This is a genomic window from Arthrobacter sp. PM3 (assembly GCF_003352915.1).
Taxonomy (GTDB): domain Bacteria; phylum Actinomycetota; class Actinomycetes; order Actinomycetales; family Micrococcaceae; genus Arthrobacter.
This window is the reverse complement of sequence record NZ_CP022314.1, coordinates 1,007,555-1,023,336: the sequence shown is the minus strand read 5'-3', so window position 1 is coordinate 1,023,336 and position 15,782 is coordinate 1,007,555. Positions and strand designations below refer to the sequence as shown.

Sequence of the window (15,782 nt, the reverse complement as noted above, 5' to 3'; positions counted from 1 at the left end):
TTCACGCGGGTAGTCCGCAGTTTTTACGGGTGAATCCGCCACCCGATACCAGATGTTGTCTCCAAATCACGTGCCCGGCTGCCGACGGCATGCCAGCGTAAGTACCCCGGCTGCGCGGGTGCCGCGGACATAACAATTTGGGTTACCTGGCAGGGGCGCAGGAGTTCGGCCGCCGGTCCCGCAGCCCCGGCGGGCGGGCCGTGCCGGCCGGCGCTGCCCACCGCACAGGGCCGCCGGTTCAGCGCGAACCAGCCCGAGGGGCTAAAGTGGTCCTATGCGCGCTGTGCTCCTGCTTAGTTAGCCGCCCGGCATCCCGACGAGGCCTCGAACCTGTTGGCTTCGGATTGCCGAGCGGCGGCCCCTCCATGTCGAGGGGCTTTTGTGTGTCCGGGCCGTTATATCTCCAGGCTTCGCGTGCCCGGCTCGTAGCCTGGCACTGAACACACGGCGGCGACAGGAGCAGCGCGCGGGAACAGCAGTCAGGCCGGACCACCGGCCCTGACCATGCAGACTTGAAGGAAACAGGCCTGGCGGCAGGCAGGCCTGAAGGCAGGCAGGCTTGTCATGACAGGCCGCGTAGAACAGAAGAGGCCAGCAGTGAGCGTTCAGCCGGAAACACAGACCGGATCACCAGCAGCCGCGGCGGAGGCGCCCGAGGAAGGTGCCTACAGCTTCGCGTCGATGGAAGCCAAGTGGCCGCAGGTCTGGGAGGACCTGAAGGTCTTCACGCCGCTCGACGACGGCTCGAAGGAACGCCGCTACGTGCTGGACATGTTCCCGTACCCGTCCGGTGACCTTCACATGGGCCACGCCGAGGCGTTCGCGATGGGCGATGTGGTGGCCCGGTACCTGCGCCAGCAGGGCTACGACGTGCTGCATCCGATCGGCTGGGACTCCTTCGGCCTGCCCGCCGAGAACGCCGCAATCAAGCGCAACGCGCACCCCAGCGAATGGACCTACGCCAACATCGACACCCAGGCGGCGTCGTTCAAGCGCTACGCCATCTCGGCGGACTGGTCCCGCCGCCTGCATACCTCGGACCCGGAGTACTACCGCTGGACCCAGTGGCTCTTCAAGCGGTTCTATGAGCGTGGACTGGCCTACCGCAAGGATTCCCCGGTCAACTGGTGCCCCAAGGACCAGACGGTGCTGGCGAACGAACAGGTGGTCAATGGGGCCTGCGAACGGTGCGGCACGCCGGTCACCAAGAAGTCCCTGAACCAGTGGTACTTCAAGATCACGGACTACGCGGACCGGCTGCTCGATGACATGGACGAACTGCGCGGGCACTGGCCCGAGCGCGTCCTGGCCATGCAGAAGAACTGGATCGGGCGCTCCGAGGGCGCCCACGTCAACTTCGTGATCGAGGCCGAAGGCGGCAAGCCCGCCAAGGACGTCACGGTCTTCACCACCCGCCCGGACACCCTCTACGGCGCCACGTTCTTCGTCGTCGCGGCCGACGCGCCGCTCGCCGTCGAACTCGTCACCGGGGAGCACGCCGCCGCCCTGGACGCCTACCGCGAACAGGTCAAGGCACTGTCGGAGATCGAGCGCCAGTCCACCGAGCGCGAGAAGACGGGCGTTTTCACCGGCCGCTACGCGATCAACCCGCTCAACGGCGAGAAGCTGCCCGTCTGGGCGGCGGACTACGTTCTGGCCGACTACGGCACGGGCGCCATCATGGCCGTCCCAGCCCACGACCAGCGCGACCTCGACTTCGCCAAGACCTTCGACCTGCCAGTCCGGGCAGTACTGGACACCGGCGAGGAAGACCCCGCCGTCTCCGGCACGGCCACCGCCGGCGAGGGCACCCTGATCAATTCCGGCGCACTGGACGGGCTGGCGAAGGCCGAGGCCATCCCGGCCGCCATCGCGATCCTGGAGGAGCAGGGGACCGGCGAAAAGTTCGTGAACTTCCGCCTGCGTGACTGGCTGCTCAGCCGGCAGCGCTTCTGGGGTACCCCGATCCCCATCATCCACTGCCCGGCCTGCGGCGAGGTCCCGGTCCCGGACGACCAGCTGCCCGTCACCCTGCCGGCGGACCTGCGCGGCGAGGACCTGTCCCCGAAAGGCACCTCACCGCTGGCCGCCGCCGAGGCCTGGGTCAACGTCGAATGCCCCGACTGCCACGGGCCGGCAAAGCGCGACACGGACACTATGGACACCTTCGTGGACTCCTCGTGGTACTTCCTGCGCTTCGTCTCCCCGCAGTTCACCGAGGGCCCCTTCGATCCGGCCAAGATCAACGACTGGATGCCGGTGGGCCAGTACGTCGGCGGCGTCGAGCACGCCATCCTGCACCTGCTCTACGCGCGGTTCTTCACCAAAGTCATCCACGACCTCGGCATGATCGACGCCGACGAACCTTTCCGGGCGCTGCTGAACCAGGGCCAGGTGCTCAACGGCGGCAAGGCCATGAGCAAGTCCCTGGGCAACGGCGTGGACCTCGGCGAGCAGCTGGACAAGTATGGCGTCGACGCCGTGCGCCTGACCATGATCTTCGCCTCCCCGCCGGAAGATGACGTCGACTGGGCGGACGTGTCGCCGTCGGGCTCCGCGAAATTCCTTGCCAGGGCCTGGCGGCTCGGCCAGGACGTGGCGAGCGAACCCGGCGTCGACTTCTCCACCGGTGACCGTGCCCTGCGCACCGTCACCCACCGCACCATCGCCGACGCGCAGGCCTTGCTGGACTCCAACAAGTTCAACGTGGTGGTGGCGAAGCTCATGGAGCTGGTCAACGCGACGCGCAAGAAAATCGACGCAGCCGCCGGTGCGGGCGGGGCGGACCCCGCCGTCCGTGAGGCCGCGGAAGCCGTTGCCGTGATCCTGAGCCTCTTTGCGCCGTACACCGCCGAGGATCTCTGGAACGTCCTGGGACACCCGGCGTCGGTTGCCAACGCGGGCTGGCCCACGCACGATGACGCCTTGCTCGTCGAGGACACGGTTACCGCGGTCGTCCAGGTGCAGGGCAAGGTGCGGGACCGCCTGGAGGTTGCGCCGGACATTTCCGAGGACGCACTGCGCGAACTGGCGCTGGCCTCGGAGAACGTCCAGCGGGCCCTCGACGGCCGCGCCCTGCGCACCGTGATCGTGCGGGCGCCTAAACTGGTCAACATCGTTCCGGCCTAGCCTGGTGTCGTAGCCTGACACAATAGCCTGAGACTGGCCGCCGGCAGCCGCCGGCGGCCAGTGCTGTCTCCAGGAATGCCGTCATTAAGGCCGGCCCGCGGGCAGGATACGCTGTGGCTGGTGACCCGGTTCATGTTTTCCCGACAGCAGGAGGTCCCTCATGCCAGACCGTGACCCCGCCTGGCCGCGGCTGCGGGAGCGGCTTGTCCGCCTGCGGCCGGGCCCTAAGGCCGGCAGTGTCCCGGAAGCAGTTCCCGCCGCAGTTGCGGAGGTGGCGGTGGTCACGGACTCGGCCGCGGCGCTCCCGGCCGATTGGGTCCGGGAGTTCACCGTTGACGGCCGCCTGACAGTGGTGCCGATGCCCGTGATGGTGGGCGCCGAGATTTACGGCGAAGGCGAGGATGACATCGGCGAGAAGATCGCCGTGGCCCTGGCCGGCGGCAAGCCCGTCAAGACCTCCCGTCCGTCACCGGGGCAGTTCGAACATGCCTACCGGGCCGCCGCCGGACGCGGCTTCCGGTCCGTGGTGTCCCTCCACATCTCCGGGGAGCTGTCCGGCACTGCAGACGCCGCACGCCTGGCGGCCGGACGGGTCGGCATCCCGGTGGAGGTCCTCGACACCCGCACAGTTGGTATGGCCCAGGGGATGGGCGTGCAGAGTGCCATCGCTGCGGCGGCCCGCGGGACGAACGCCGCCGGGGTGAAGGCCGCCGCCCAGGACCGGCTGGACCGCACCAAGGTCTACTTCTACGTTCCCAGCCTCGAGCAGCTTCGCCGGGGCGGCAGGATCGGGGCAGCGGCCTCACTCTGGGGAACCATGTTCTCCATCAAGCCCATCCTCGCCGTCGACGGCGGCCGGGTCATTCCGGTGGAAAAGGTCAGGTCCGCGGCACGGGCCATCGCGCGGTTGGAGGAAATCGTCATCGCAGATGCCTCGGCACGCCCGGCGGGGCAGGCGCGGCTGGCCGTGCATCATTTCGGCAACCGCGCCGAGGCCGAAGAGCTTGCGGGGCGCCTGGCCCTTGCATTGCCCGACTGTCCGCCGGCCCAGATCAGCTCCCTTCCTGCCGTCCTGGCGGCCCACGCGGGGCTGGGCGTACTGGCGGTGATCGTTGGGGAATCGGACGTGTAGGCCTGCGGGCGAGGCTCTGGCCGGAACGGTGCGCGGGCGGTAAAGTCACTGCACTGAACCCACCCGGTATCCGGAGGCCACGATGTCAATGCAGGTGCACCACGTAGCCCAGTTCGATCGCGATGTGGCGGAAGAGGTGACCAAATGGCTCAAATACCTCAAAGGCCAGGTAACCAGCGTCCAATTCCTCACCACCACCGTGCCGGACCCCAAGGATGCCGGAAAGTGGCGGGTGCAGTACGAGGCTTACATCACCTACCAGCAGTAGGCCCCAGCAACAGGCCCCGACGCCGCGCCGCGTCTCACGGCGTAGGCGTGGGCCCCGACTTGGGCGTCGCCCCGGACTTCGGCGTGGCGGAGGCCGTTGACCGCGGCGTCGCCGACGCCGTCGGCTTGGACGTTGCCCGCGCCGACGGTTCAGGCTCCGACGTCGGCGGGGCAGTGGTCGGCGGGGGAGCGCTCGTCGTCGTGGGCTGCGGGGTCGGCTCCGACGTCGGCTCTGCCTGCCCGGACGTGGGGGTGGTGGACGGCGTCGGCTGAGGTGCCGGCGTCAGCGTGGGCTGCGGCGTGGGCTGCCCGGGCGCGGGGGCGGGCGTGGGGGTCACGGCCGGCGCTGGCTGGGCTGTCGGCCCGGCAGCGGGCTGTTTCGCCGGCTGGGTGATCTGCAGGAGGGCGGACGACGGCGGCGGCTGCAGTGCGGACGGCGCCGCCGGAGTTGTCGGTCCGGGTGTTGGCGGCTGGGTTGGCTGGGCTGTCGGCCGGGGTGCGGGTGCCTGCGTTGGCTGGGCCGTCGGCCCTGCAGTTGGTCCGGGCGCCGGAGCTTGCGTTGGCTGGGCCGTCGGACCGGGTGCGGGCGGCTGCGGCACCGGCTGGTTCGGTTTAATGGTGTAGCTGGGCTGGTCACCCGAGCCGTTGACCCACACGGACGTGTTCACTTTGTGGGCGCTGCCGGGCTCCAGCCACCAAAGCACCTGCACGTTGCAGTGGTAGACGATCGTGACATTGGCAATGGCGCCGGCCGGCGGAACCTGGTGGATGGACGTGGCGGCCTGCTGGGTGGTCCAGATGAAGTTCTGGTCCGCTGTCATGCCCGCCGTGCCATCAACGCTCACGTGGGAGATGCCGTACAAGCCGTGTTGCGGGCAGTAGCTGCCGTCCAGCGAGAACTTGACGACCTGGGTCGAGGTAGCTTGCGCTGCGTCTGCCAGGGCCGGCGGAGTCGACAGCAGCACGCCACCCAGCGCGATGGCCGCCGCCGACCCGAACACCTTCGTCATTGCACACCAGCTTTCGACGCCTGGCGAAGACACCCAGGCGATCAGGGTTGCCCCCAGCCGGCAAGCTACTCTCGATTGGATGCCGACGTTACCACCGGGTCCAAACAGGCACCAGCGTAGGGAATACTTGGACGGCACCGCAAAAATACGCGGATTACGCGGGTATATCCACATACGCCCGGACCCCGATGTTTTAGGGGTCGGGGATCTCCTAGTGTCGTTCCCATGTCGCGCCGGAGCCCGGGAGCTGAAACCGCCAGGGGAGTAAAGCCTGCCCGGGCACGCCTGGCGGCGACGCTCGGCGGGCCAGGCAATGCTGTGGACGCCGGGCATTCCCGGGCCTGCCGGCATGCGGCGGAGTCGCGGCCCGCCGGACAGGATACCGGCCGCTCCCCGGGGTTATTGGACGTGCAGGTGTCGTCCGGGCTTAACGGGCACGGTCCTGCCGGCAGCGGGAGCGGTGGAAACCGACACAGCGGGTACCGGCGCTCCGGCAACGGGCGCGAAGGAGGGGCGCCTGGAGCGGTCCGCGTGAGGGTGGGGACCGGACTGCGGGCGGCGGCGCTGCTGGGACTCGTCGCCTTGGCGATGGGTTGTGGCTTCTGGTGGCAGGCAGGCACCGGAGGGCCCCGGGTGGCGCCGCTGAGCGAACCCGCACCCGCCGCGGTAGAGGAATCCGGCCTCGCCTCCGTGATCCCTGCGTCGCCGTCCGGAGACGATTCCGGCGCCGGCGCGGCCAGCATCACCGTGCACGTCGCCGGTGCGGTAGCCACGCCCGGAGTGGTCCAGGTGCCGCCCGGCAGCCGGTTGCACGATGCCATCAGCGCCGCGGGCGGCGCTACAGCCACGGCAGATCCGGACCGGCTCAACCTTGCCGCCGTGCTGGAAGACGGTCAGAAGGTCTTCGTCCCTGCCCGCGGCGAACCCGATCCGTCCGGCGCATCCGGCGCGGGTGCCGGCGGGCCCGCCTCCGGCACGGGCGGCGCAGGTAGCGCCGGCAGCGCCGGCCAGGGCGCCGACGGACGCAAGATCAACCTCAATACTGCCGGCCTCGAGGAATTGGGAACCCTGCCGCGCGTCGGACCCGTGCTGGCGCAGCGGATTGTGGACTGGCGCCGGCAACACGGCCGCTTCAAGACAGTGCAGGAACTCGATGCGGTGGACGGCATCGGCCCGAAGCTACTCGAGGCGCTGCTGCCCCTGGTGAGCGTCTGACATGGCCACGCGCAGCCCCCGGCCGCCGCAGTATGTCCCTCTTGAGGCCGCAGCGCGCTTGAGCCTGCACCTCCTGCGCCTGGCGGCACGCGACCGGCCCGGGAAACGGCCCACGGCCGAGCGGCGCCCGCGGACGGACATCCGGCTGGTACCGCCGGCCCTTATGGCCTGGGCAACCGCCATCGCCGGAAACTGGCTGCCGGTGGCCGTGCTCGCCGGACTCTGCGCCGGCATGGCGACGGTCGCCGGCCTTCTGCTGTGGCGTGCGGGGCGGGCCAGCCCGGGCCGCACAAGGGCGGGCCGCCTAATGGAAGCACGGGAAAGAGCCGGGAAAGGCAGAGCCGGGAAAGACAGAGCCGGAGGCAGCTTCCATGCCACGGTGGCTGTCGCGCTGCTCATCTCGGCCGCGACAGGGGCGCACGCCGCCGTCGATGCGTCCCGGCGCGACGCCGGTGCCATAGCCGAGGCGGTGGGCGCCCGCGCGGCCGTGGTTGCGGAACTTGAGATCACCGGATTCCCGCGGAAGCTCTCCACACACGGTTCCGGCGCCGTGTCGGATCGATGGGCGGTGCCGGCAACGCTGATGGCGATGGCGCATGGCGGCCTCAGGGTCGAGGGCGAAGCGAGGCTCACCGTCATGGGCGGACCCGCGTGGGGGCCGGCTGTTCCGGGCCAGCGACTGCGCGCCGCCGGAAAGCTGCGGCCAGCGCCGCCCGGCGAGCCGGCAGCGGGCATCCTTTCCGCCTCGTCCGCCCCGGCAGTGCTGGGGGACCCCGGAATCTGGCAAGCGGGAACCAGCGCTCTGCGCAGGAACTTCACCGTCGCGGCAGCGCGGTTTGGTGGTGACGCCGGCGGCCTGCTGCCCGGCATGGTCACCGGAGATACCAGTGCCCTGGACGTGGATCTGGAAGCGGCCATGAAGACGGTCGGGATGACGCATTTGACCGCCGTCAGCGGCGCAAACTGCAGCCTGGTCCTTGGCGCGCTGCTCCTCGCTGCCCGCTCCCTGCGTCTGTCGCGCACGGCGGCCGCAGCAGCCAGCCTCGCCGGGCTCGGATTGTTCGTCCTGATGGTGGGCCCGGACCCCAGTGTGCTTCGGGCCGCGTTGATGGGCGGGATCGGCCTCGCATCGGTAGCCTTCGGCAGGGCAGGGCGCGGACTGAGCCTTCTGTGCGTGGCCGTCATCGGCCTCCTGCTGGCACAGCCGGTCCTGGCAACAAGCTTCGGATTCCTGCTCTCGGTCCTCGCCACCCTGGGAATCGTCGTCACCGGGCGGCGGATCATAGACTGGCTGCCGGCCCGGGTGCCGCGCTGGGCGGCCGCCGGCTACGCCGTGCCGCTGTCCGCGCAGCTCTTTTGCGGTCCGGTGATCGTGTTGCTGCAGCCGCAGTTCAGTACCTACGCCCTGCCCGCAAACATGGCCGCAGCAGTGCTCGTTGCGCCCGTCACGCTGCTGGGTTCCGCAGCCGTGGCGTTTCTGCCGGCGATTCCAGCCGCGGCAGAAACCCTCATGGCCGCGCCTGCCGCCTGCACGGGAGCCGTGGCGGCGATCGCCCGGTACTTCGCGTCGCTGCCCGGCGCCGTCCTGCCCTGGCCCGAGGGACCCTTTGGAGCGGCCACCATGGGTCTTTTCTCCGCGGTTGCCCTGACCACGGTGTGGCTGGCACTGCACCCGGGCGCGGCAGTCCGGGGCGCCCTGGCCGCCCACGCGCGGACGGTTGCCCTGCTTGAACGCCTGCCGCGGGACGCCGGGCGCGGCTTGGACCACCGGTCCGGGCATGGGACGCTTAGAGTCCGCAATCCAATTTCCGGGAGGAATCACGCGTGGCTGCTGCCCAGACCCAAAGAACCAGGACCCCGGCGACGGCGGGCGCCACCTGGCGCGATGTGACGCCTGCGGCGATCGTCCTGGTCGGAGGGCCGGAAGACTACCTGGGCTCCCGGGCCATGGACCGCATCCGCGGCCAGGTCCGCGGGGCCGCGCCCGACGTCGAAGTCACCCGGCTCAACGCAGGCAGCTACACGGCAGGGTCGCTGGCCATGAACGTCAGCCCGTCGCTGTTCGGCGAACAGAAGCTCATCGAGGTCGACGGGCTGGAAACGATGAATGACGCATTCCTCGCCGATGCCCTGAAATATGTGGCCGGACCGGAACCGGACGCCGTGCTGGTGCTCCGCCACGCCGGGGGAACCCGCGGCAAGAAGCTGCTGGATGCGGTGAAGGCCGGCGGCTGGCCGGTGGTGGACTGCCAGCCCCTAAAGAAGGACGCCGACAAGGTCGCGTTCGTTACAGCGGAGTTCAAGGCGGCTTCCCGGCGCATCGAGCCCGACGCAGTGCACGCCCTCGTCAACGCGGTCGGCGCGCAGCTCGCGGAACTTGCCGCGGCCTGCAGCCAGCTGATCGCCGACGCCACCACGGCCGTGGATGCCGCCATGGTGGACAAGTACTACGGCGGCCGGGTGGAGGCCACGGCTTTCAAGGTCGCGGACGCCGCGATGGCCGGCAACGGACCGCTGGCGCTCTCCACCCTGCGCCACGCGCTGGCCACCGGAGCGGATCCGGTGCCGATCGTGGCGGCCCTGGCGTCCAAGCTGCGTTCCCTGGCGAAAGTGGCCGGGGCCCAGGGGTCGTCCTCGCAGATTGCCAAGCAGCTGGGCATGCAGCCGTGGCTCGTGGAACAGGCCCAGCGGGACGTCCGGCGCTGGACGCCGGAGGGGCTGGTCCGTTCCATCCAGGTCACCGCCGAGGCCGACGCCCAGGTCAAGGGACTCTCGAGGGACCCCGTCTACGCCGTCGAGCATGCCGTGACGGTGATCGCCACCTCTGCCCGCAGTGCGTGATTAGCGGACGCCGCCGCTGGCCGCACATTGTGCGCGTACGGGGAGGCGGATTAAACGGATGTGGCCGGCACCTGGAGGTGCCGGCCACAATCATCAGTTCAGGCGAACTGGAAAACCTTAGAGTGCGTTGACCTTCTTGGAGATCGCGGACTTGCGGTTTGCAGCGTTGTTCTTGTGAAGAACGCCCTTGCTGACAGCCTTGTCCAGCTTACGGCTGGCAGTAACCAGAGCAGCAGACGCAGCATCCTTGTCGGTGGACTCAACGGCGGCGTTGACGGCGCGGATGGCAGTCTTCAGCTCGGACTTGACTGCGTTGTTGCGCAGGCGAGCCTTCTCGTTGGTCAGGATGCGCTTCTTCTGGGACTTGATATTAGCCACGTGTGAACTCTCTTTTTCAATGCGGAAAATGGTCTAGAGGGCTTTCAGATTGGCCATTGACTGAGCGGCGTGGGGATACCTATGGCGACCAACCATCTGTGGCCGTCGACCTGCACGGACACACAGCTGTAAATACTAGCAGAGGGGACGGTCCGGGCACGAGTTCCGGCGATTGCCCGGCGTGGCCCTTCCGCCGGGTCCAACTGGGTCAGCTCCAGCCGCGGCGTTCCCGCAAGGCCGAGGCGACGACGCTGAAGCGGCCCGCATCCAGGATCGCGCCTTCGCGGCGGATGTCCTGCGCCTTGATCTGCAGCACCCGGTCCAGCTTGGCTTCGCTGGGCCGCCACTGGCGGTCCCACGGTCCCGTGCCGATGTCCACGTAATCATCCGCCCGCCGGGAGTCGCCGTCGTGATCCTTGCTGGTCAGCATCAGGCCCAGCAGGTACCCGCCATGGGCGCCCACCAGCAGCACGGGGCGGTCCTTGCCCTGGGAGTAGTCCTCTTCATACGGCACCCAGGTCCAGACGATTTCACCCGGCTCGGGCCGGCCGTTCGGGGCAGGCGCGTAGCGCACGGAAGCCCGTCCGCGGAAGTCGCCGGGATAGGTTCCCGTTAGTCCGGTCGCCGGGGCCTCCGGGGTCCGGGCGGGCGCGCCGATCCGGGGCTGCGCCGGGCTCCGCTTCCCGGCGGGCCTAACGGTTGGTTTCGCTGCCGGCCGCTTTACCGGTTTCGCGGCCGGACCGCGGGTGGTGCCCGACGCCGGGCCGCTGAGTTTGTCCAGGAAACGCAGCGTGCCGCGGACGGCGTTGCTGATCGAGCGCAAGTTCCATGCCATGGTGCCACCCTACCGGCAGCCGCCCCGGAGCTCCCGGCGTGCGCTGCGCAGCAGCCGGGCAGGCATGGCCGGGAAGCGGCGGGGGAGTGATGCGCCCCGACAGGCCCGGGCATGGGAGACTATAGGAACGATTAATGCGGCACGTCGCGTGCTGGGGAACCAGCATCGCGCCGATCCGTGGAAAAGCCCACCGTAATGCCAACAGTAAGGACCCTGCGTGTCTCCCATGGCCCGCACCGCCCCGGTGCCCGCCGCAACAGATCCGGCCATCATCCGGAACTTCTGCATCATTGCGCACATTGACCACGGCAAGTCCACGCTGGCCGACCGGATGCTCCAGTACACCGGCGTTGTCCAGTCCCGTGACATGAAGGCCCAGTACCTGGACCGCATGGACATTGAGCGCGAACGCGGCATCACCATCAAGTCCCAGGCAGTGCGCATGCCTTGGGAACTCGACGGCGTCAGCTACGCACTGAACATGATCGACACGCCCGGCCACGTTGACTTCACCTACGAGGTCTCCCGCTCGCTCGCGGCCTGCGAGGGCGCGGTCCTCCTCGTGGACGCCGCCCAGGGCATCGAGGCCCAGACGCTCGCCAACCTCTACCTGGCGATGGAGAACAACCTCACGATCATCCCGGTCCTGAACAAGATCGACCTCCCGGCGGCCCAGCCGGAAAAGTACGCGGCCGAACTCGCCAGCCTGATCGGCGGCGACCCTGAAGACGTGCTCCGCGTCTCCGGCAAGACCGGCGCGGGCGTGGAAGCGCTGCTGGACAAGATCATCCGCGACCTCCCCGCCCCGGTCGGGGACCCCGATGCCCCGGCCCGGGCCATGATTTTCGACTCGGTGTACGACACCTACCGCGGCGTCGTCACGTACGTCCGCGTGGTCGACGGAATGCTGCATCCCCGCGAACGCATCCAGATGATGTCCACCCGCGCCAGCCACGAGCTCCTGGAGATCGGTGTCAGCTCACCCGAGCCCATCCCGTCCAAGGGCCTGGGCGTGGGCGAGGTGGGCTACCTGATCACCGGCGTGAAGGACGTCCGCCAGTCCAAGGTGGGCGACACCGTCACCAACCTGGCCAAGCCGGCCAGCGACTCCCTCCCCGGTTACGCCGACGCGAAGCCGATGGTCTTCTCCGGCCTGTACCCGCTGGACGGCACGGACTACCCGGTGCTCCGCGACGCCCTGGAAAAGCTCATGCTCAACGACGCCGCGCTGGTCTACGAGCCTGAGACGTCCGCGGCGCTGGGCTTTGGCTTCCGCGTCGGCTTCCTGGGGCTGCTGCACCTGGAAATCACCCGTGAACGGCTGGAGCGCGAGTACAACCTGGACCTGATCTCCACGGCCCCCAACGTCGAGTACGAGGTGACGCTGGAGGACAAGTCGGTGGTCCACGTCACGAACCCGAGCGAATATCCCACGGGGAAGGTCGCCGAGGTCCGTGAGCCGATGGTGTCCGCCACCATCCTGGCGCCGAACGAGTTTGTCGGTGCCATCATGGAGCTCTGCCAGAGCCGCCGCGGCGTCATGGGCGGCATGGACTACCTCTCCGAGGACCGGGTGGAGATCCGCTACCGGCTTCCGCTGGCCGAGATCGTCTTCGATTTCTTCGACATCCTCAAGTCCAAGACCCGCGGCTACGGCTCGCTGGACTGGAAGGCCGACGGCGACCAGGTCGCCGACCTCGTCAAGGTCGACATCATGCTCCAGGGTGAGCAGGTGGACGCCTTCTCCGCCATCACACACCGCGACAAGGCCTACGCCTACGGCGTCATGATGACCGGCAAACTGCGTGAACTCATCCCGCGGCAGCAGTTCGAGGTTCCCATCCAGGCCGCCATCGGCTCCCGGATCATCGCCCGGGAAAACATCCGCGCCATCCGCAAGGACGTGCTCGCCAAGTGCTACGGCGGTGACATCACCCGAAAGCGCAAGCTGCTGGAGAAGCAGAAGGAAGGCAAGAAGCGCATGAAGATGGTGGGCCGCGTCGAGGTGCCGCAGGAAGCGTTCATTGCCGCCCTCACCACGGAGGAGTCCAAGGCCAAGGACAAGGCCAAGAAGTAGCGGTGCCGGTCATGACAGCAGCCGCGACAGTGGGCGGGGCCCGTGCCTAGCGTCCTTCCCCTCGGTGACCCGGCGCCGCCGGACGGGCTCCTGCCCGCCCAGGCGGCTGCCGGGGCCGAGCACCGTGCCTTCGGGCTGTACGTGCACATCCCGTTCTGCGCGGTCCGCTGCGGGTACTGCGATTTCAACACCTACACCGCCACCGAACTGGGCGGCGGCGCATCGCAGGACGCCTACGCGGGCACCGCGATCGCGGAAGTGGCCTTCGCCGGGCGCGTCCTGAAAGAGTCCGGGCTGCCGGCCCGCCCGCTCAGCACCGTTTTCTTCGGCGGCGGCACTCCCACCCTGCTCCCCGCGGAGGACCTCGCCGGCATCCTCAGCGCCGCGATCGAAGCCTGGGGCCTGGAGCCCGGCGCCGAGGTCACCACCGAGGCCAACCCGGACTCCGTCACGCCCGAGTCCCTGCAACTGCTGGCCGACGCGGGGTTCACCCGGGTCTCCTTCGGCATGCAGTCCGCCGTGCCCCACGTCCTGAAGGTCCTGGATCGCACGCACACGCCCTCCCGGGTGCCGGAAGTAGTCCGCTGGGCGCGTGATGCCGGGCTGGCCGTCAGCCTCGACCTGATCTACGGCACGCCCGGGGAATCGATGGAGGACTGGCGCTACTCACTGGAAACCGCGCTGTCCTACGAGCCTGACCACATCAGCGCCTACGCGCTGATCGTCGAGGATGGCACCAAGCTGGCCGCGCAGATCCGTCGCGGCGAAGTCCCGGAAATCGACGACGACGACCACGCCGCCAAGTACGAACTCGCCGACCAGCTGATCTCAGCGGCCGGGCTTGCGTGGTACGAGGTCAGCAACTGGTCGCGGACCCCGCAACAGGCGTGCCGGCACAACCTCGCCTACTGGCGCGGCGACGACTGGTGGGGGATCGGACCCGGCGCGCACTCACATGTCGGCGGAGTCCGCTGGTGGAACGTCAAGCACCCCACCGCGTACGCCAACCGCCTCGGCGCCGGGGCCTCGCCCGCCGCGGGCCGGGAAACCCTGGACGCCGCGACCCGCTCCGTGGAGCGTGTGATGCTCGAGGCCCGCCTCAGCACCGGCCTCGACATCCCCAGCCTCGGGGGCCTGGGCGATACCGGCCGGCACGCCGTCGCCGGGCTGATCGCCGACGGACTGGTGGAGCCCGCGGCCGCGTTCAAGGGAAGGCTGGTCCTCACGCTCAAGGGCCGGCTGCTGGCCGACGCCGTCGTCCGCCGGATCCTGCCGGACTAAGCCGGACGGGCTACTTGATCCAGCGCAGGTTGAACTCGTAACGGTGCGGCTGGCCGCGGTTGACGTGGATGCCTGCCGCGACCGAGAAGCAGGTCACGGCAATCCAGATCACCGTGGCCAGCACGGCAAAGAGATTGCCGACCACCGGAATGAAGACCAGCAGATTGGCGAGCACCGCCGCGATCGTGGGGGGCAGCGTGAAATTGAGGGCTTCCTTGGATTCCTGCGCGGTGAACGGGCCGCGGTCCTTGAAGATCAGGTAGATCAGCAGCGAGGGCACACAGCCCAGGATGCCGCCGAAGTGCGCCAGGGTGGCCCACCGCCGGTCCTCACTGGCCGTCAATGGGAGCGCATTTGCCGGAACGCCATGGTACGGGGCCTGGCCATGGCCGGCCTGGTTGCCCGTGTGTTCGCGTGCGTTATCTGCCACGATGTAGCCCTTCGGATTGCGGTGATGCGATGCTGCTTGGTTCTGCGGTGGTCATGCCGTGAATTGCCGGGACCGCGCCGGGAGCGCGGCCGCCGTTCCAAGAATACTTGCTCGGCCGCCGAAATGGGGACCGCCGGGCGGCCGCCACGTCGGGCTACGGCACGGTGAGGAAGTCGATGACCTCTTCGACCCGGCCCAGCAGGGAGGGTTCCAGATCGGCGTAGCTGCGCACTGCCCCGAGGAGCTTCTGCCAGCCGAGACCGATGTCCTCCTTCGTTTCATGGGGCCACCCGAAGGCCGTCAGGATCCCGGTCTTCCAGTCGACGCCGCGGGGGACCACGGGCCAGCGTTCGATCCCCAGCACGGCGGGCCGGATGGCCTGCCACACGTCCACATACGGGTGTCCCACGATCAGCACGTTGCCGGCGGCACCCGGCGAGGCCATGACCGCCTCGGCGATCCGGGATTCCTTGGAGTCGGGCACCAGATGGTCGACGAGCACACCGAGCCGGCGGCCCGGGCCCGGCCGGAACTCCGCCACGGCCGCCGCAAGGTCGTCAATGCCGTGCAGGGGCTCGACGACGATGCCCTCCACCCGGAGGTCATCGCCCCAGACCTTTTCCACAAGTTCAGCGTCGTGCTTGCCTTCCACCCAGATCCGGCTGGCTTTGGCCACCTGCGCGCGCTGTCCCGCCACCCGAACCGAGCCCGAGGCGGTGCGGCCGGCACCGGCGCCCGGGGCCGCCTGCTTCGGGGCCGGCGGCATTAGCCGGATCGGCTGTCCCTCCAGCAGGAAGCCGAAACCGAGGCGGAAGGACCTGGACTTGCCCCGCCTGTCCTCGAGCGCCACCACATGCATGCCGCCGGACTTTTCCACCCGGGTCACGGCACCAACCCACCCGGACTGGACCTCCTCGAGCACCATGCCGCGTTCCACCGGGACTTCCGGCAACTGCGTTTTGGCGGGGGCTGACAGGTCCTGGGGACCCCAGTTCTGGTACGACATCTCTACACGCTAACTTTGCACTCGGAACGTACGGCGGTCAGTGGAATCACTCCGGGGCCGGACCCGCGGGCAACGCCCGGAGCGAATCCAATGCTAACAACGCGCCGAGTCATATTAGACTGGTTAGCACTTAGGCATGCCGAGTGCTAACCCCTGTCCGGTTCCGGACCGCCCTTTCCCA

Annotated in this window: 13 protein-coding genes; 9 read left to right on the top strand and 4 right to left on the bottom strand. The window is 68.9% G+C overall.

Annotated features, from left to right (window positions below; translation table 11 throughout):
- Positions 1 to 597: 597 nt before the first annotated feature.
- From leuS to holA, 7 genes are all read left to right on the top strand, one after another.
- The gene (gene leuS / locus CFN17_RS04770; protein WP_208750214.1) at positions 598 to 3,129 is read left to right on the top strand and encodes a leucine--tRNA ligase; all 2,532 of its coding nucleotides are present in this window, start codon (positions 598 to 600) and stop codon (positions 3,127 to 3,129) included.
- A gap of 160 nt (positions 3,130 to 3,289) precedes the next feature.
- Positions 3,290 to 4,261, top strand: a complete 972-nt coding sequence (locus tag CFN17_RS04765; RefSeq protein WP_208750213.1) for a DegV family protein — start codon at positions 3,290 to 3,292, stop codon at positions 4,259 to 4,261.
- A gap of 82 nt (positions 4,262 to 4,343) precedes the next feature.
- The gene (locus CFN17_RS04760; RefSeq protein WP_208750212.1) at positions 4,344 to 4,529 is read left to right on the top strand and encodes a hypothetical protein; all 186 of its coding nucleotides are present in this window, start codon (positions 4,344 to 4,346) and stop codon (positions 4,527 to 4,529) included.
- Between the two features lie 47 nt (positions 4,530 to 4,576).
- A complete protein-coding gene (locus tag CFN17_RS04755; protein WP_208750211.1) occupies positions 4,577 to 4,801 on the top strand; it encodes a hypothetical protein in 225 nt (74 codons plus the stop codon).
- 1,268 nt (positions 4,802 to 6,069) lie between these two features.
- Positions 6,070 to 6,753 carry a helix-hairpin-helix domain-containing protein gene (locus CFN17_RS04750; RefSeq protein WP_261792366.1) on the top strand — a complete coding sequence of 228 codons (684 nt, stop codon included), beginning with the start codon at positions 6,070 to 6,072 and terminating at the stop codon, positions 6,751 to 6,753.
- Positions 6,754 to 7,132: 379 nt separating this feature from the next.
- Positions 7,133 to 8,644: a ComEC/Rec2 family competence protein gene (locus CFN17_RS04745; RefSeq protein ID WP_261792365.1), complete on the top strand. Its 1,512-nt coding sequence runs from the start codon at positions 7,133 to 7,135 to the stop codon at positions 8,642 to 8,644.
- Positions 8,578 to 9,594, top strand: coding sequence for a DNA polymerase III subunit delta (holA, locus tag CFN17_RS04740; RefSeq protein ID WP_208750208.1), 1,017 nt, complete (start codon positions 8,578 to 8,580; stop codon positions 9,592 to 9,594). The genes CFN17_RS04745 and holA overlap by 67 nt, the downstream gene beginning before the upstream one ends.
- Positions 9,595 to 9,711: 117 nt before the next feature.
- On the opposite strand, the gene rpsT is transcribed toward holA, so the two are convergent.
- Both rpsT and CFN17_RS04730 read right to left on the bottom strand, forming a co-directional pair.
- Complete coding sequence (rpsT, locus tag CFN17_RS04735) at positions 9,712 to 9,972, bottom strand: 30S ribosomal protein S20 (protein WP_208750207.1); 261 nt, start codon at positions 9,970 to 9,972, stop codon at positions 9,712 to 9,714.
- Positions 9,973 to 10,180: 208 nt separating this feature from the next.
- Positions 10,181 to 10,807 (bottom strand): type II toxin-antitoxin system PemK/MazF family toxin, encoded by a 627-nt coding sequence (locus CFN17_RS04730; protein WP_208750206.1) that lies wholly within the window; start codon positions 10,805 to 10,807, stop codon positions 10,181 to 10,183.
- 217 nt (positions 10,808 to 11,024) lie between these two features.
- On the opposite strand from CFN17_RS04730, the gene lepA reads away from it, so the two are divergent.
- Together lepA and hemW are read left to right on the top strand one after the other, a co-directional pair.
- On the top strand, positions 11,025 to 12,884 hold the full coding sequence (gene lepA / locus CFN17_RS04725) for a translation elongation factor 4 (protein WP_208750205.1): 1,860 nt from the start codon (positions 11,025 to 11,027) through the stop codon (positions 12,882 to 12,884).
- A 42-nt stretch (positions 12,885 to 12,926) separates the two neighbouring features.
- Positions 12,927 to 14,165 (top strand): radical SAM family heme chaperone HemW, encoded by a 1,239-nt coding sequence (gene hemW, locus CFN17_RS04720; protein WP_208750204.1) that lies wholly within the window; start codon positions 12,927 to 12,929, stop codon positions 14,163 to 14,165.
- A gap of 10 nt (positions 14,166 to 14,175) precedes the next feature.
- Here hemW and CFN17_RS04715 read toward each other — a convergent pair whose 3' ends face one another.
- Positions 14,176 to 14,595: a DUF4870 domain-containing protein gene (locus CFN17_RS04715; RefSeq protein WP_208750203.1), complete on the bottom strand. Its 420-nt coding sequence runs from the start codon at positions 14,593 to 14,595 to the stop codon at positions 14,176 to 14,178.
- A 154-nt stretch (positions 14,596 to 14,749) separates the two neighbouring features.
- Positions 14,750 to 15,601, bottom strand: coding sequence for a DUF3097 domain-containing protein (locus CFN17_RS04710; RefSeq protein ID WP_208750202.1), 852 nt, complete (start codon positions 15,599 to 15,601; stop codon positions 14,750 to 14,752).
- Positions 15,602 to 15,782: the final 181 nt, after the last annotated feature.